Consider the following 17,616-nt stretch of genomic DNA (forward strand, 5'->3'; position numbering starts at 1 on the left):
ATATTCACAAAAGCTTCAATATTGTTTTACGAAGATTGTAAAGCTAAATTGTATTTTAGCCAAAATTACTAGTCACATGCAATTTGAAAATTCCCGCACATTTGCTCAGCAATTAGACGCCAAAGATCCTTTAGCAAAATATCGTAAAGAATTTATTTTTCCGCAGAGAAATGGAAAAGATGCTATTTATTTTACCGGAAATTCTTTGGGATTACAGCCAAAATCAGCACAAAATTATGTAAATGAGATCATGACCGATTGGGGAAATTTGGCAGTTGAAGGTCATTTTCAAGCAGGAAAGCCATGGTGGGATTATCACGAGCGTTTTGCTGAAAAACTCTCTAAAGTTGTCGGAGCAAAGCCAAAAGAAATTTCTGTGATGAATACGCTAACGGTAAATTTGCATTTAATGATGGTGTCGTTTTATAGGCCTACAGAGAAGCGATATAAGATTATTTGTGAAGAAAAAGCTTTTCCAAGCGATCAATATATGATTTCCAGTCAGGTTCGTTTTCATGGTTATGATCCGTCTGATGCTATAGTTGAATTAAAAAAACGAGACGGCGAGCATAATTTTAGAACCGAAGATATTCTTGCAAAGATTGAAGAGGTAGGCGAGGAGTGCGCCTTAGTATTAATTGGCGGGGTGAATTATTATACCGGGCAGGTTTTCGATATGAAAACTATTACAGAAGCAGGACATAAAATTGGCGCTTTTGTAGGATGGGATTTGGCCCATGCAGCCGGAAATATCGAATTGAAATTGCACGAATGGGAAGTAGATTTTGCCGCATGGTGTAGTTATAAATACATGAATAGCGGTCCCGGCAATGCATCGGGTTGTTTTGTAAATGAGAAATATCATAATCAAAAAGATATTCCAAGATTTGAAGGTTGGTGGGGGCACAACAAAGAGCGTCGCTTTTTAATGGAACCTGAATTTCAACCGGAAGATGGTGCAGATGCCTGGCAAATTAGTAATGCTCCCGTGCTTGCTTTAGCTCCTTATCTAGCATCTTTAGAAATGTTTGATGAGGTGGGGATGGATGCGCTTATCGAGAAGAGAAATAAGATCGTTGCTTATTTGGAGTTTATTTTACACGAAATAGATAAAAAGGTCGATAGTTCTTTTGAAGTAATTACCCCTGCAAACCAGAAAGAACGAGGCACGCAGCTTTCTGTGTTTTTGCACGGAGAAGGAAAAGAACTTTTTAATTATTTAATGAAAAATGGCGTAATCCCAGACTGGCGAGAACCCAATGTGATTCGGCTAGCACCGGCACCTTTCTACTGTTCTTATGAAGATATGTACGAATTTGGACAGATCTTAAAAAGAGGGATTTTGGAATAATACTATAGAAGAAATAGAATGAAAGGATTGTCAAAAATTAAGGATGAAAATCTTAGAGAAGTTATTGTAACTACTAAAGCTCAAGATTTAGAATCTATTATAGAACTGAACGCTAGAGATAAGGGTATTGAAAATTTAGATGGGATACAATACCTTAAAAATTTGCGTAAGTTACAGTTGGGCCGGAATAATATTAAAGATATTGCTCCAATATCTGAATTAACAAATTTAACAGGGGTTTTCCTGGAAAGGAATTTGATAATGGACATAACACCGTTAAAAAAACTGGAGTCTTTACCGGCATTAGATCTTAGTAATAATCAAATTTTAAATATAGATTGTTTTACAAATAAGCACAAAATTACATGGTTAGACTTAAGCAATAATTCTGTTGAAAAAGCTGATCATTTGTCTATTTGTAAGTTTCTTACTACGCTAAACTTAAGCGGTAATCTTATGGAAGATTTCGATGATTTTCACACCCATAATAGTTTAAGACATCTTAGGATTTCCGATAATAAATTAAAAAAGATAGCAATAAAGTCGATGCAACGACTGAGAAGTTTAGACCTATCTAATAATTATATATCACAGTTAATATTCGAGGAATTACATCCAAATTTACAGCAATTAGATATTTCATCAAATTTTATAAATGAATTGTCTTTTCTGGATTCCGTTACCAATCTCACAAATTTTGTTGCTTCAGATAATTCTTTAGAAGATATAAATACAATTTCAGGTTTAGCTGAGCTTAAAATATTGTATTTATGGCATACAGGTATTAAAAATTTGAATGGAATAGAAAAACTGAAAAATCTGGAGGAACTAGGAATTGCAGATAATAATATTGAAAGTATTCTTAATCTTAAAGATCTGAAACATTTAAAATTATTGCTTACTGGTGGAAACCATAAAATAGCTGATGAAGAAATTAAACTTTTTCAAAACATAGTTGAAGAAGATTTCAGATCTCCAGACTGGAAAGAGTTATAGCCCCAATCAAAGTTAAATAAAAAAGCCAGCGATTTATATGAAAAATTATAAATATCTGGCTTTAATATTCTATAAAAAATGAAGTTTATTTTATTACAATATCGGTAAAGTAAAGTTGAAAACTTCCATCTTCAGATTTATGCATTTTGGCAATTGGGATGCTCATAAACTCTTCGTAATCTTCCCAGGTTGTAGCCATTTGGCGATCGCCAGCAGCAGCTTTGTAAACCCATTCTTTGATCATATTATCATTTCCGTAATAAATATCATACGTGTCACCCGGAGTGTATCCACCGTCATTGCTATAAGCAACCTCTAATTTGCTAAGGGTATCACCGCTAATAGGTGCAGCGACTTCTTTTTCTTCAGTAAGTTTTGCATCGCTCCATACTAATTGATAAGGGAATAATAACCAATACGAATCATTTATAAATTTTTGATCAATGTCTTTTTTATCTTGAGGGATAGAGTCGTTTTTAGTGTAGCTAAGAGTGGTGTCGCCTTCGGTTAAACTAATCTCGTTTGTTTTTCTATTCCATTTCCAGTGTCGAGAGCTTCGAAGGGAATCCTGAATTTTAACGTTGAAGGTAAACTCAATTTCTTCAGCTTTTTCAAATTTATCTAAACCATTAGCCATTGCGATGGTTTTGCCGATACCTTCTTTTTCATTTGATGTGGTTACTTCAGTAGTTTCAGTATCCATTTCCGAAGAAGTATTTTCATTTTCGGTATTTTTACATGCAACGATACTTAGTACAAATAGAAAGGGTAGAATAATTTTTTTCATCTCTTAATGTTTAGCGTAGCAATAAAGATACAAAACAATCAATTAGATTTTTAATTAAATAGCGCGATAAAAAAAAAGAAACCTCTTGAAGATCAAGAGGTTTGTAGATTTTAGAAATGTAGTTGAATTATAACCTACGTCCTGTGAGTAATTTATACAATATCAAGATTACAGCAATAACAATAAGGATATGTATGATGCTTCCTAAATCTGGAAATGCAAAATAACCTACAAGCCATCCTATAACTAGTAACACAATAATTAGCCAAATTAAATCTCTCATTTCAGTTGGTTTTTTGGTGGCTTAGCAACCACGTTAGTTAATTGTTCGTTTAATTTTTTGGTTAGTTAGCAAGCATTAAATGCTTTCTTAACAGTTAGTTGAAGCTAATTTAGATAAAAGCACAATCCACTAAAACTATTTAACTCGTAATTAACTCGTTTGTTAAAAATCTGATGGGTTTTTAATAATTTGGGCTGCACGCTCTTTAATTTTAGTAATTTCTTGAGCATCTTTCTTTTCTAATAAACTCATCATCATATTCATTCGTTGGTTGTTTCTGAAGTATTCTTTCTTGTCATCTAGAAAATTCCAATACAAACTATTGAATGGGCAGGCATCTTCTTCTGTTTTTTTGCTTACTTTATAATGGCAATTTTTACAATAATTACTCATTTTATTAATGTAGCTACCGCTAGAAACATAGGGTTTGGTGGCAACTATTCCACCATCGGCAAACTGACTCATTCCGCGGGTATTGGTGATTTCTACCCATTCAATCGCATCGATATAAATCCCTAAATACCAAGCATCAACTTCATCAGGATGGCATTGCGTAAGCAACGCATAATTGCCGGTAATCATTAAGCGCTGGATGTGATGCGCATACGCATTATCTAAACTTTGGGTAATAGCGTGATGCAAGCAATTCATTTTAGTATTCCCATTCCAATAAAAAGGAGGCAACTCATTTTGGTTATCGAGTTTATTACTTCTGCGATATCCCGGCATTTTTAACCAATAAATACCACGCATATATTCTCGCCAACCTAAAATTTGCCGCACAAAACCTTCAACCTGAGAAATATCAATTTCATCTGTATGATCATAATAATATCCAACAACCGAGTCAATAACCTCCTTTGGGCTTAGCATTTTCGTATTCATGCAGAAGGAAAGTCGGGAGTGAAAAAGATAAGCTTTATCGGTATGCAACGCATCCTGAAAATCCCCAAAATGAATTAAAAGATTTTTACAGAAGTAGTTTAGAACAGAAAGACCATCTTCTCTAGACGTGGGCCAGTTGAAGCTTTTCTCGTCAATGTTGCCTATTGTTTTGATGCCGGCTTCTTCAATTTCTTTTACTAAAGCTGAAACATCTTTTCTAAAACCACGCTCATGCGGAATCTCAGGTTTTCCTGTCCATTTTTTTCGGTTCGATTTGTCAAAGTTCCATTTTCCACCTTCAGGATCGTTTTTGGTAGCCATCATAATATCGTATTTCTTTCGCATATCGCGGTAGAAATACTCCATAGTCATTTGCTTCTTGCCTGCATAAAATTTTTCAAGATCATCACGTTTAGTCAAAAAATGCTCGGTGTCGTAGGCTTCCGTTTGGATCGAAAGCGAATCACAAATCTTTTTTAATTGTTCGTCTAAACGATATTCATCTGGTAATTGATACTCGAACTTTTCAATATCATTTTCAGCAATCAATTGTTTTATATTTTCGGCTAGATCTTGCTGATTATTTTCATCTGAAATACGATAATAAATAACTTGATGATCACGCTCTTTTAAATGATCTGCAAAATTGCGCATCGCTAAAAAGAAACCTACTACTTTCTGGATATGATGCACCGTATAATCGGTTTCCTGGCGCATTTCCATAAAAATATAGGTGATATTTTCCTGCTCTTCTTTAAACCAGCTGTGTTGATGATTTAACTGATCGCCTAAAATTAATCGTAGTCTTTTCAATGTTTCAACCATGTATTTTGGTATTCATTATTTGGATCGTAACGATCTGCTTGAGATTTGATATTGAATTTTCTATCACGCGGATCATTCCCGACACCGCTATTGTACATCCAATTTCCCCAATTGCTATGCACATCGTAATCGATCAAAACACTCTCAAAATATGCAGCACCGGCTCGCCAATCCTGTTCCAATTCTTTTGCCCAATAGCTATTTACATTTTGCCGACCACGATTACTCATAAATCCGGTTTTGGCAATTTCTTTCATATTCGCATTCACAAAATCTTCTTTGGTTTCGCCATTAATCCAATTTTTTAAACTGGTTTTATCGAAATTCCAATCTAATTCTTTATTCAGAATTCCGCCGAGCTTAAAAATTGAATTGCCATGTTTTAAAGAAATGAATTTAAAAAAGTCTCGCCAGATAAGCTCGAAAATCAACCAATACGTATCTTCATTTTTGGTGATTTCCTTTTCAAATTTTTTAACTTCATGATAGATACTTACTGCAGAAATACTTCCGTGTGCTAACCAAGCAGAAAGTTTAGAACTATAGTCTTTACCCAGTAGTCCGTTTCGTTTTTGTTTATATTCTGAAAGCTTTTTGGTGTCCCAAAAGTACTCCTGAATTCTTTTCCAAGCTTCGTCTTCACCGCCTTTAAACGGAAAAGCCGTTCTGGAATCCTGCTGAAATTCTTCAAATCCTAATTGATCAAGACTCGGTATTTCTGAAGTATTTTTTAGTAAATTACTGTTTGGTTTTTGCTGCGGAATTTCAATTTCTTTTCGGACTTCAACATGTTTCTCGCATTTTTTTCGAAATTCTGTATAGACTTTCGGAATTTCACTGAAGTCGTTATAAGGAATATCATCAGGATGAAATAAAAATTGCGTGTAAAAAGATCGAAATTCGGTATTTGGAAGTTTATTTTTTACCGCTTCAATAACTTTGCTTTCTTCTGAAGTCCATTCTTCCTGCAAATAAAGGGCTTCAATTTTATGATTTTCGGCAATTTCAGGAATAATTTCTTCCGGTTTTTTCTGAAAAATAAGAAGACTTATATTTAGATTCTCTAGATTTTGCTGAAGTTGAATAATACTTTCAATTAGAAATTTCGTTCTAAATTTTCCAGTTTTTGGGAAACCGTATCTAGTGATTTCAAACTTTCTGGGATCAAAACAATAAATAGCAATTGCGCGATCGTGATTTTTGCAAGCTTCAGCTAATGCCTTATTGTCCTTAATTCTTAAATTATTTTCAAACCAGATTAGTCCTGCACTCATGTTATTTTGTTTTGTTTCTGCGGCATTTTTCACTGCAATACTTAACTTCCTCCCAATTTTTAGCCCATTTTTTACGCCAACTGAATGGTTTATTGCAAACTGGGCAGATCTTTTGCGGAAGATTTTCCTTCTTTACATTTTTCAATCTCTAGGTTCATTGTTATCAAAAAAGCTTTTAATTTCCTGGCCTGGTCTTGCATAATGAAATCGATCTAAAAGCGCTGGCAGGGCATAACCATCTAAACCATTAATGGCAACCGTACCGGCATCTTCCAATCGTAACCAACCATCTGGTGTTTGGATGCCTTCATCAAAATAAACATGTTTAATGGCGCCAATAACTAGTGCAGTTCCGTTTTCTTCAATTTGGTATTCGTTTACATATTCGCAACCAATTTTTACCGCACATTGCTTTACATAAGGCGCAAAAAAGTCATCTAAATATTCTTCTTCCAAGCCGGTTTTATGAAATTCAGAAACTTCTTCATCGTATTTGGCAGCGGTTTGATGTGCCTTGGCAATCATGTCTTGATGAATGTGATTTACTGTAAAATACTTGTTATCCTTTATATTTTTATACGTATTGCGAGGAACAGTATCGGGGCGAGTAATAAAACCTAATAGGGCAGGATCGCTCCCAAGATGTGTAACCGAACTAAATACGGCTACATTCACACCTTTATCTTTAGATTTTGTAGCGATTAGATTGGCACTTTTATAGCCCGTAATACTATTTATAAGGTTTAATCGAAAAATCTTTTCCATACTTTCGATTTCCTTTGCGCTTACATGTTTCATAAGAAAGCTATTTTGTAGAATGTGATTTTTAAACAAAAAAAGAGGTCAGTTTCTCTAAACTGACCTCAAGTTACTAATCCAATTTTTTATTGGCTGTTAATGGATTTTTAAATTAATCCTGTGTTTCTAGCTGATTGATTTTCATTTCAAAGTCTTCTATAGCTTCTGCAACGGCTTCAACATTGTCAGACGATTTTTGATGCGCACTTTCCATTGCTTTCTCTAGCTCTTTATCTGGATGCTCAAAAAGATCTGTGATCACATGGTTAATTTTATCGATAATGCTTTCTTGGCTATTTTTTATGTCTTCGAGCTTATTTAAAGTCGAACGCATATTATCAATTTTTGCTTGATCCATAATTTTTAATTTTAGATAGATTTTAAAATTATAATTTATAATGTTCTGATATCTGTCTATTAACCAATTTTAGTATCGATTTAATGAAAGATTATGAGTTATTTCATTCAATGTAGTAGTGGAAAAGCAAACGCAAATCTGCTAAGTGTTACGTAAATGCAAAAGCAAAAGGCCTATTAATAAAATATCTGTATTTTTGTAACCTAACCGCGTTTGTTTAGAAATAGAACAATTGCCGTACTTCAAAAAAATCCATGCAACAATCCAAAAATATTGCAATTGTAGGCTCTGGTCTTGTAGGCTCATTACTTGCAATTTATCTAATTAAAGCAGGTCACCAGGTTACCGTTTTTGATCGTCGTCCAGATGTTCGTAAAGTAGAATTCTCAGGTAGATCCATAAATCTGGCTATGTCTAATCGCGGTTGGGATGCCTTGCGAAGGATTGGTTTGGAAGATGAGGTTCGTAAATTGGCCTTGCCTTTAGATAAAAGGGCGATGCACGTAAATGATAAGCCGCTATATTTCCAGAAATATGGCAAAGATGGTGAAGCTATTTATTCTATTTCCCGCGGAATTTTAAACCGGAAAATGATAGACCTGGCAGAAGAAGCCGGTACTGTTTTTAAGTTTAAAGAAAAAGTTTGGGATATCGATATGAAGCAAACCACACTTTATACCGGTGATGCTGAAACTGCGCCTTGGAAAAAATATGAATTTGATCTTATTTTTGGGGCAGATGGCGCTTTTTCTAGAGTTCGCCATAAAATGCAGCGCCAAAGCAGGTTTAATTATTCGCAACATTTTATAGATGTAGGTTATAAAGAACTTACCATCCCTGCTAATATAGACGGTTCTCATAAACTTGATAATGCCTCATTCCATATTTGGCCCAGAGGGAAGTTTATGCTTATCGCCATGCCTAATTTAAATGGTAGTTTTACCTGTACACTTTTTATGCCTTTTGAAGGTGAAGTGTCTTTTGAGAGTATTGATACCGAAGCAAAGGCCGAGGCTTTTTTTGAACAATATTTTCCGGATATCAAAGAAGATATTTCTAACCTGAAAAAAGATTTTTTTACGCATCCAACTAGTACCATGGTTACGATAAAGTGTTTTCCATGGCGATATGGTGATAAAGTTGCGCTAATAGGAGATTCAGCTCATGCTATTGTACCGTTTTACGGGCAGGGAATGAATGCCGGATTTGAAGATATTTCTGTGCTTTTTGATAAAATGGAAAAACATGGGGATGATTGGCGAAAAATATTTTCTGAATACGAAATTGCAAGAAAACCAAATGCTGATGCCATTGCCGAATTAAGTTACCGTAATTTTATTGAAATGAGTAGCAAAACGGCCGATCCTAAATTTTTGCTTCAGAAAAAAATTGAAAAGAAATTTGCTGAAAATCACCCGGAATCCTGGGTTCCTTTGTATTCCAGAGTAACCTTTTCTAATCACTCTTATGCTGAAGCTTTAAAAACAGGAGATAAGCAGGAAGCAATAATGAAAGAGATAATGAATATTCCTGATATTGAAGGAAAATGGGATACTTTTGAAGTAGAACATAAAATTTTGGAATTACTGGGCGAAGAGCTTCCGGTATAGTATCTAAGAACTATTCTATTTCTTCATGATCATTTTTTAGTTCTAAGGTATTGTAAACCTGAGTCATTGTACGATCGTCTTCACTAAGAACAATCAAAATATCATTGGCTTCAATTTCTGTTGTTCCTTTTGGGGTGATAAATTGTTCTTGTCTAGAAATCATAGCAATAATAGCTTTCTTAGGAAATCCAAGATCAACAATACGTTTGCCTACAGCATGGTTCTTTTCAGGAATAAGAATTTCTCTCAATACAGATTTAGCACCTTCAGATAAAAAACTTTCTACCTGGCTTTTAGGTTTTACTTTGTTGGGCAAAGCCACATGTAGCCATTTGGCAACTACAGCGAGGCTTGTTCCTTGGATGATCACCGAACTAAGGGAAACGAAGAAAACAATATTAAAAATAAAATTAGCATTTTCTACACCGGCTAAAAGTGGATAAGTGGCGAAAACAATAGGAACAGCACCGCGTAGTCCTACCCAGCTTACATACCAACGCCGTCTCATTTTCATCTTAAAAAAACTGAGACTAATAAATACTCCCAGCGGTCGTGCTATAAAAATTAAAAATAGTGAAATTATAATGCCAATACCTACTACAGGAACGATCTGGCTTGGATAAACCAATAATCCTAAAGTCAGGAAAAGGACGATCTGCATTAGCCATGCAAGACCATCAAACATCTGCATAATTGTTTTCTTACGGATAAGGTTTTGGTTCCCCAGATAAACGCCACTTAAATATACCGCCAAGAAACCGTTACCACCCATAAAGTTGGTAACAGAAAAAACGATAAACATTAGCGCAATGGCTAAAACAGGGTATAATCCGTCAAAATCTAATTTTATCTTATTGATTACGATTTTACATAGTTTACCAAGTATAAAACCTAATAAACCACCAATTAAAATTTGTTGAATAAAAAGAGGAATTATAGTCCAAATACTTTCTTCAGGATTTAGTACCAGTCCCAAAAATGCTATGGTCAAAAAATAAGCCATAGGATCGTTACTACCACTTTCTAGCTCTAAAGTTGGTCTCAAGTGAGATTTTAAGGCAAGATTTTTTGATCGTAAAATAGAGAAAACTGCTGCAGCATCTGTAGAGGAAACAATAGCTCCTAGTAGCAGACCTTCGTAAATTGAAAAATCGGTTATCGCCCAAACAAAAGTACCAACGCCAAGAGCTGTAAATAATACACCAAAAGTAGATAATGATATACCCTGCCAGACAACAGGTTTGATACTTTTCCAATTAGTGTCTAATCCTCCTGAAAATAAGATGAAATTTAAAGAAGCAATACCAATAAATTGAGCAATTTCGGGATCGTTAAAATAAATACCTCCCAAACCTTCACTTCCCGCTAAAATACCTACAGAAAGGAATAGAACCAATGTGGGAACACCAAATCGATAAGAAGTTTTACCAGCAAGTATACTAATAAAAAGTAGGAGGGAACCTACTAAAAGAATGTTCTCGATGGTAATGCTCATGGAATAATATAATTTTTCAGCAAAAATACACTTTTACGTGATAGTCGGGATCAAATATTGATATGCTTGTAATGAAGATTTAATTTAAATAGTTGGTCATAGAACTATTATTAGAAAAAGAAAAAAGCTACCTAAAATTAATAATTTCGGGTAGCTTGAATTTTAAATCTCTCTAAATTCTAATGCGCATCTTCTTTTAAAAGCTCGGGAAATTTTTGTTTGAATTTATTGATTCTTGGTATAGAAACGTTGCGTATGTAAGGATTTTCTGGATGATTTTTTTCGTAGTCCTGATGGTAATCCTCTGCAACCCAAAATTTCTGAAAAGGTAAAATTTCAGCTGCAATCGGCTTATCATAATTCTTGGCAACTTCAGCTTTTACTTTTTCTATTGTTTTCTTTTGCTCTTCATTTTGGTAAAATATAATAGAGCGATATTGCGAACCGTGATCTGGTCCCTGTCCATTAACCTGTGTAGGATTTTGCGATCCAAAATATACGCGAACTAATGTCTCGAAACTCACAACTTCTGGATTATAAATAATCTCTACACTTTCCGCATGGCCCGTCCTACCGGTATTACTTTGCTCGTAGGTTGGATTTTTGGTATGTCCTCCTGAATAGCCAGAAATCGATTCTTTTACACCTTTTACACTTTCGTAAACGGCTTCTACGCACCAAAAACAACCACTGGCAAAATAGGCTTTCTCTAGTCCATTTTCTGAAGGAACTTCAACGGGATCTGCATTCGCTATTTCCGGTTTGGTAACTGTTTTGTTTTGCGCATTATTTCCGCAGGCAAAAAGAACCAGACTTATAGTTGTTAAAAAAAATCGTTTCATGTTTTACTTAATTTTTTGTAAAATTACCTTCTAATGTTTTCTTTCCGAAGATGGCATAATCTTTAGCGATTTTTCCATCAATTTTAAAGCCTATCCAATCAAGTTCCAATCCATCTTTTTTAGGATTTAGTGTTGCTATAGGATCGTCTATAGAAAAATCTTCCCAAGGTAAATTTTTGTCTTTATTTTTAGAAGATGGGCTTACATAATAAGCGTGGTAAACATTATCCTCTTTTTCAAATCTTACATTAATATAAATTTGATTTGGCTGAAGGCAGAATTCAGAATTTCCGGTAAGGCTTACTTCAATGCAATAACAGTTGCACGCTTCATCTAACTTATCTTCTTTAGTATATCTCCCTGAAATTTCTCCGGCAGCGCTATTAGTTTTAGAAGTGTCTATCGAATCTGAAAGATTATCAATATTATCATAGCGATTAATATCATTTTCTTCATCTACTTCTCGCTCGTTACTTTCAACCTTAACGTCAGGATTTGTAGAGTTTTCTTTATTTTCATTTTTACAGGCAAAAGCCAGTAAAGCGAAAAAGATTATAAAAGATTTCTTTATCATGAATTTTTGCGTTAGTTACCAAGTAAAGTTAAGTTTTTAAGCTTGCTTTATTGTGAAATACTTGTTAATCAATATTGTTGCTGTTTTCAATATTGAAATTTGGTCATAAAAAAACTGCTTAGAAATATTGAATATCTCTAAGCAGTTTTTGATATGATTGAATCAAATTTCTAAGCGATTAGATGCTTTGGAAAAGTTTGTCCATTTTTTCTTTTTCTTCTTTCGCAAGATCTTCATCTACAAGAATACGACCACTGTGCTCGTCTGTGATGATTTTCTTTCTTCCGGCAATTTCCATAATAACCTGTGGCGGAATAGTAAAATAAGATCCTCCAGATGCACCACGTTCTACCGGTACAATGGCTAGTCCATTTTTAACATTGGTACGAATGCGCTTGTAAGCTTTTACTAAACGGGTATCAATTTCTGTTTCGTATTGCTCAGATCTATCGATTAGTGCTTGTTCTTCTTTCTCAGTTTCGGCCAAGATAGCATCAAGTTCTCCTTTTTTATGCTCTAAGTGAGCCTCACGATCTTTAAGTCTTTCTTGAGTTTGCTCAATAATCTGCTTTTTTTGCTCGATTTGAACTTTGTACTCTTTGATGTGTTTCTCTGCAAGTTCGATTTCTAACTCCTGAAATTCAACTTCTTTACTTAATGCGTTGAATTCTCTGTTGTTACGAACATTTTTTTGCTGCTCAGAATATTTTTTGATGGTCGTTTTAGACTCGTCAATAAGATTCTTCTTGCTTTTAATATCGGTGTTTATCACATCGATATCATCATCTAATTTTTGTAAACGTTTATTCAGTCCGGCTACTTCATCTTCTAAATCCTCTACCTCTAAAGGAAGTTCGCCTCGCACGTTTCGAATTTCATCAATTCTGGAATCTACCAACTGAAGATCGTATAAAGCTCTTAACTTCTCTTCTACAGTAAGATCATTTTTCTTTGCCATACTTAAATATACTTGATAGGATTGCTATTTGTCTCTGCTAAAATAAGTGCAAAATTACTAAATTTTTTCGTTAAAAAAGAATATAGTAAATTTTTTGTAAATTGTTCACTTTCATAGTGTCCAATATCGGCTAAGATGATGTTTTTCTCGGCTTTATAAAAGTCGTGGTATTTTAAATCTGCCGTGATGTAGATATCTGCACCGGCTCTTTTTGCATTTTCGATCGCAAAAGCGCCACTTCCACCTAAAACGGCAACTTTTTTAATAGGTTTTTCTAAGAATGCCGAATGTCTTACGCAACCCGTATTAAATGTTGATTTTATAGAATTTAGAAAGGATTCTTCATCTTGTGGTTCTTCCAATTCTCCAACCATTCCCATACCTAAGTGCTGATTTGTGTTTTCCAGCGTATAGATTTCGTAAGCAACTTCTTCATAGGGATGAGATTTGAACAACGCGTTTAAAACTTTGCCTTCTAAATGCGCTGGGAATGTAATTCCTATTTGTGTTTCTTCTTCGTAATGAATAGTACCTCGTTTGCCAATTACGGGATTAGCATTTTTATTTGCTTTAAAACTTCCCTGCCCGTTTACATTATAACTGCAGTTATCATAATTTCCTATGCTGCCGCCGCCAACTTCAAAGAGTGCTTTTCTAACATTTTCGGCATCATTTTTAGGAACATAGGTGAGTAGTTTTTTGATGCTGTTTTTCTTCGGAATTAAAATTTGTCGATTTACGAGCCCGATTTTCTCACAAATCATATCGTTCACACCTTTATATTGATTGTCTAAAGCTGTATGGATTGCATAGATTGCGATATCATTTTTTATAGCTTTCAACACCACTCGTTCAACATAGTTCTTTCCCGTAATTTTTTTAAGTCCAGAAAATATAATTGGATGAAAACTGACAATAAGGTTGCAATTCTTAGCAATAGCTTCATCTACGGTTGCCTCAAGAGTATCTAAGGTTACTAAAGCTCCGGTGGCTTCAGCATTTTTATCACCTACTAAGAGCCCAACATTATCAAAGTCCTCAGCATAATTTAATGGAGCAAATTCTTCAATTTCTTTTATGATATCCTGAATAATCATATTTTTAAATTTTGAAAACCTTATTTAGGTGTTTTTATCAATTTTTTAAAGACTGATAAGCTTAAAATATAATGTATTAATTTTTAGGATTTATATCTTCTGAAGTTAACAATAACATATATTTTTTTCAAAAGCTAAATCGATAAAAATTCGATTTCAAAGATAAATATTATAGCCTGCATAATATGAATTTACTACGAAAATTACTTTTCCCATTTGCTCTTATCTACGGCGTAATTGTTTGGTTTAGGAATAAATTTTTTGATGCTCGAATTTTAAAAAGCGCCTCATACGATTTCCCGGTGATTTGTGTCGGGAATCTAAGTGCGGGAGGAACCGGTAAATCCCCTATGATAGAATATTTACTTCGGAAGTTAAATTACAAAAATATCGCTGTTCTAAGCAGAGGCTACAAAAGATCTACTGAAGGTTTTTTACTATTAAATGGAAATGAAAAAGCCATTGAAACAGGAGACGAACCTTTACAATTTAAAACTAAATTTCCAGAAGCTAAGATTGCCGTTGATGCCGATCGTAGGAACGGAATTGCGGAATTAAGAAAACGAAATGCTGAAATTATACTTCTAGATGATGCTTTTCAACACCGCAAAGTAAAGGCAGGATTTAATATTTTACTTACAGCTTACGGCGATTTATACGCGAATGATTTTATGTTGCCTACAGGGAATCTTAGAGAAACATATTCTGGTGCAGATCGTGCACAGGTAATTGTGGTCACGAAATGCCCAGAATCGATTACACTAAAAGAACGAGAACATATAAGATTTAAACTTCAGATCAAGCAATATCAGGAATTGTATTTTTCAACTATAAAATATGCTGAAAAAATATCTGATGGTAGGAAGCAATTTTTATTCGATAAATTAGCCTCCAATTATACTGTAGTGACCGGCATAGCCAAGCCAGGACCTTTTATTTCTTTTCTGAAAACCAAAAATGCGAATTTTGAACATCTTAAATTTGCCGATCATCATAATTTCACCGACGCTGAAATAGCTACCCTAAACACCAAAGAATTTATTCTGGCGACCGAAAAAGATTTTATGCGCTTAAAAGGAAAAATTAACGCGCCTTTATTTTATGTTGCTATTGAAACCGATTTTGTTGAAAATGAAGAACACTTTTTGAAGCGCATAAATAAATTTATCGCAGAATTTTAGTTTGAAAACTATAGCGTATAAATGTGTAAATTTCTGAAAGGATGATACGAAAATTAGATTCTAAGCATTTTTGATGCTAAGATGTTTGTTTATTTTGCGATAAAACTCGTCTGTTTTATAAGGTTTTGGGATGATGTCATTAAAACCATTTAGATAAAACTCATCCAGATTGTCATCTAAAGTTACCGCGGTTAATGCGATAATCGGTATTTTAGAATTAAATTTTCTAATTTGTTTTGTGGCCTCAATTCCGCTAATACCAGGCATGTGAATATCCATCAACACTAAGTTGAAATTAGCATTCTTTACCATTTCTATAGCTTTAGTACCGTTATCTGCCACTTCACACACCGCATTTCTTTTCTCTAAGATTTTTTTGGTAATCATTTGATTGATCTTATTATCCTCTACTACAAGGATTTCTTTACCAACTAAAGAATCACCACCATTTTCTACAAGATTAGGGTCGTTCCCTTCAGCAGGAGTTGCAGATTCAGTTACCAAAAATTTTAGATCAAACCAAAATTTGGATCCTAGTCCAAGCTCACTTTCTAAATTTATTTTACTTCCCATCAAACTAAGGAGGTTCTTTACAATAGATAAGCCTAAACCGGTACCGCCAAATTTTCGATTAATTTGAGTAGATCCCTGAATAAAGTTTTCAAAAATAGTTTCTTGCTTTTCTTTCGAAATCCCTTCACCATTATCCTTAATTTCGAAGCGTAGATGCACATCATTTATACTTTCTCTAATTTGAGTAACCGTTATCCAAATATCTCCGTTTTCAGTAAATTTAATAGAATTACCAATTAGATTAATTAAAATTTGTGAGAGCTTAAGCGGGTCACTCTTTAATTTCTGCGGAATGGATTTATCAAAATCAAAATGAATATTAATATTCTTATCATTAGCAGAATTTTTAAGGGCTACTAGTACATCTGAAATTCTTTTCTCAAGATCAAAATCAGAATATAAAACTTCAACTTTATTTGCTTCTAATTTATTAAGATCAAGTATGTTATTAATAAGACTTAGCAAATATTCTCCTGAAAATTTTAGGGAGTTTAAATGTTCCTTTTGATTAGCTGTAGGATTTTCTTCTAACAAAAGATGTGTGAGCCCCGTAACTGCATAAAGTGGAGTTCTAAGCTCGTGGGTAATTGTGCTTAAAAACTGAGCTTTGGCTTTAGTGGCACGCTCTGCATTTTCCTTAGCGATGGTAAGCTCTCTATTTTTCTTTTGAAGTAAACCATTTGCTCTTGCTCTTAGATTGTTATTTTTATAAAGAGATAAGGTAAGTAGAGATAATATAGTAATTAAGGCTACACTTAAAATGGTGGTTAGTTTGTTTACTTTAAGAGATCTTTCGTTTTCTTTTCTTTTTTCAGATAATTCTTTGATTTCGCTTCTAAGCGCATCATTGCCGTAAGCTTTATAAGATTCATTGCCTAGGGATCTTTTATTAACTTCAAAAAGTCGATATCTTTCCTTATTGGCTAATTTTAGATAGCTAAGTGCTTTAGCATCGTGTTGTTCCGCTTCATAAATATTGCTAAGAATATTAAAGTTGCTCATAACCATGCCGTGAAACTCATTCTTTTTCGCAGCATTTAAACTTAATTTAGCATATTTTTCAGCTTCGCTCGTGTTGTTTCGAGCTAATTCTGTTTTTGCTAGATAGTAATATAGTCGGCTATATTCATAAGGAGAACCAATAGAAGTTATACTTTTGCCAGCTTTTTTAAAGTATGTAAAAGCTTTGTTAGCAGCATTTTCTAAGTTTAATGCAATTATCCCTCGCTGAAGGTTTAGTAAGGAGAGATATTTCTCTAAATTTTGATCGTTTGATTTATTATAATGTTTTTCAGAAAGATTTAAATAATCTAAGGCAGCCTTTTTGTTGTTCTGAAGTGTGAAAATTTTAGAAAGGCTAAGATAGCTGTAAGCAAGACCAGTTTCGTCTATAATTTCTCTTTGTATAGCGATAGCTCTATTAATTGAAACTATGGCATCATCATAATCATGAAGTATATATTCAAGCTTAGAGGTAATGCTGCTAGCTAAAGCAGTATACCTTTTGTGATTGATATCCTGAGCTAATTTTAATGATCGGTTAAGTTCATCAGTGGCTTTATCAAATTGGTATTTGTTAACAGAAACTTCTGCTTGTTTTAATAAACTATCAATTTGATGGGTGATTTCTTCTCTATCTTGTTTCTTTTGGGCATTGGAAGAAAAAACTAAAAAGCACGAAAATAGCAGGAAATACGTAAGATTAAACTTATTCATTTTACAGCTAACT

General features: G+C 34.0%; 17 protein-coding genes. 4 read left to right on the top strand and 13 right to left on the bottom strand.

Annotated features, from left to right (window positions below):
* Positions 1 to 76 precede the first annotated feature (76 nt).
* Together kynU and PBT91_RS03130 are read left to right on the top strand one after the other, a co-directional pair.
* Positions 77 to 1,351, top strand: a complete 1,275-nt coding sequence (gene kynU / locus PBT91_RS03125) for a kynureninase (RefSeq protein ID WP_270060340.1) — start codon at positions 77 to 79, stop codon at positions 1,349 to 1,351.
* 18 nt (positions 1,352 to 1,369) lie between these two features.
* On the top strand, positions 1,370 to 2,347 hold the full coding sequence (locus PBT91_RS03130; protein ID WP_270060341.1) for a leucine-rich repeat domain-containing protein: 978 nt from the start codon (positions 1,370 to 1,372) through the stop codon (positions 2,345 to 2,347).
* Between the two features lie 85 nt (positions 2,348 to 2,432).
* Here PBT91_RS03130 and PBT91_RS03135 read toward each other — a convergent pair whose 3' ends face one another.
* The 7 genes from PBT91_RS03135 to PBT91_RS03165 form a co-directional block, all read right to left on the bottom strand.
* Entirely contained in the window at positions 2,433 to 3,134 is a 702-nt protein-coding gene (locus PBT91_RS03135) for a hypothetical protein (protein WP_270060342.1), read from the bottom strand.
* A 127-nt stretch (positions 3,135 to 3,261) separates the two neighbouring features.
* Positions 3,262 to 3,417: a lmo0937 family membrane protein gene (locus PBT91_RS03140; RefSeq protein WP_270060343.1), complete on the bottom strand. Its 156-nt coding sequence runs from the start codon at positions 3,415 to 3,417 to the stop codon at positions 3,262 to 3,264.
* Between the two features lie 162 nt (positions 3,418 to 3,579).
* Entirely contained in the window at positions 3,580 to 5,127 is a 1,548-nt protein-coding gene (locus PBT91_RS03145; RefSeq protein WP_270060344.1) for a cryptochrome/photolyase family protein, read from the bottom strand.
* Positions 5,112 to 6,401 (bottom strand): DASH family cryptochrome, encoded by a 1,290-nt coding sequence (locus PBT91_RS03150; protein WP_270060345.1) that lies wholly within the window; start codon positions 6,399 to 6,401, stop codon positions 5,112 to 5,114. Before PBT91_RS03150 ends, PBT91_RS03145 begins: the two co-directional genes overlap by 16 nt.
* A 1-nt stretch (position 6,402) precedes the next feature.
* Complete coding sequence (locus PBT91_RS03155; protein WP_270060346.1) at positions 6,403 to 6,546, bottom strand: DUF2256 domain-containing protein; 144 nt, start codon at positions 6,544 to 6,546, stop codon at positions 6,403 to 6,405.
* Positions 6,543 to 7,199, bottom strand: a complete 657-nt coding sequence (locus tag PBT91_RS03160) for a flavin reductase family protein (protein WP_270060347.1) — start codon at positions 7,197 to 7,199, stop codon at positions 6,543 to 6,545. The genes PBT91_RS03155 and PBT91_RS03160 overlap by 4 nt, the downstream gene beginning before the upstream one ends.
* Positions 7,200 to 7,311: 112 nt before the next feature.
* Positions 7,312 to 7,557, bottom strand: a complete 246-nt coding sequence (locus PBT91_RS03165) for a hypothetical protein (protein ID WP_270060348.1) — start codon at positions 7,555 to 7,557, stop codon at positions 7,312 to 7,314.
* A 254-nt stretch (positions 7,558 to 7,811) separates the two neighbouring features.
* Between PBT91_RS03165 and PBT91_RS03170 the strand changes: the two genes are divergently transcribed.
* Positions 7,812 to 9,167 carry an FAD-dependent oxidoreductase gene (locus PBT91_RS03170; protein ID WP_270060349.1) on the top strand — a complete coding sequence of 452 codons (1,356 nt, stop codon included), beginning with the start codon at positions 7,812 to 7,814 and terminating at the stop codon, positions 9,165 to 9,167.
* 10 nt (positions 9,168 to 9,177) lie between these two features.
* On the opposite strand, the gene PBT91_RS03175 is transcribed toward PBT91_RS03170, so the two are convergent.
* The 5 genes from PBT91_RS03175 to PBT91_RS03195 all read right to left on the bottom strand — a co-directional run bounded on the left by PBT91_RS03175 (position 9,178) and on the right by PBT91_RS03195 (position 14,133).
* Positions 9,178 to 10,662 (bottom strand): potassium/proton antiporter, encoded by a 1,485-nt coding sequence (locus PBT91_RS03175; protein WP_270060350.1) that lies wholly within the window; start codon positions 10,660 to 10,662, stop codon positions 9,178 to 9,180.
* Positions 10,663 to 10,841: 179 nt separating this feature from the next.
* Positions 10,842 to 11,504 carry a peptide-methionine (S)-S-oxide reductase MsrA gene (msrA, locus tag PBT91_RS03180; protein WP_270060351.1) on the bottom strand — a complete coding sequence of 221 codons (663 nt, stop codon included), beginning with the start codon at positions 11,502 to 11,504 and terminating at the stop codon, positions 10,842 to 10,844.
* A gap of 7 nt (positions 11,505 to 11,511) precedes the next feature.
* On the bottom strand, positions 11,512 to 12,078 hold the full coding sequence (locus PBT91_RS03185; RefSeq protein WP_270060352.1) for a hypothetical protein: 567 nt from the start codon (positions 12,076 to 12,078) through the stop codon (positions 11,512 to 11,514).
* Between the two features lie 178 nt (positions 12,079 to 12,256).
* Positions 12,257 to 13,036 (bottom strand): zinc ribbon domain-containing protein, encoded by a 780-nt coding sequence (locus PBT91_RS03190; RefSeq protein WP_270060353.1) that lies wholly within the window; start codon positions 13,034 to 13,036, stop codon positions 12,257 to 12,259.
* A gap of 2 nt (positions 13,037 to 13,038) precedes the next feature.
* Positions 13,039 to 14,133 (bottom strand): Nif3-like dinuclear metal center hexameric protein, encoded by a 1,095-nt coding sequence (locus PBT91_RS03195; protein WP_270060354.1) that lies wholly within the window; start codon positions 14,131 to 14,133, stop codon positions 13,039 to 13,041.
* A 185-nt stretch (positions 14,134 to 14,318) separates the two neighbouring features.
* Between PBT91_RS03195 and lpxK the strand changes: the two genes are divergently transcribed.
* The gene (gene lpxK, locus PBT91_RS03200; protein WP_270060355.1) at positions 14,319 to 15,314 is read left to right on the top strand and encodes a tetraacyldisaccharide 4'-kinase; all 996 of its coding nucleotides are present in this window, start codon (positions 14,319 to 14,321) and stop codon (positions 15,312 to 15,314) included.
* Between the two features lie 60 nt (positions 15,315 to 15,374).
* Here the strand turns inward: lpxK and PBT91_RS03205 are convergent, their stop codons facing one another.
* A complete protein-coding gene (locus PBT91_RS03205; RefSeq protein ID WP_270060356.1) occupies positions 15,375 to 17,603 on the bottom strand; it encodes a tetratricopeptide repeat-containing hybrid sensor histidine kinase/response regulator in 2,229 nt (742 codons plus the stop codon).
* Positions 17,604 to 17,616 lie beyond the last annotated feature (13 nt).

The sequence above is a fragment of the Zunongwangia sp. HGR-M22 genome, assembly GCF_027594425.1.
GTDB lineage: Bacteria > Bacteroidota > Bacteroidia > Flavobacteriales > Flavobacteriaceae > Zunongwangia.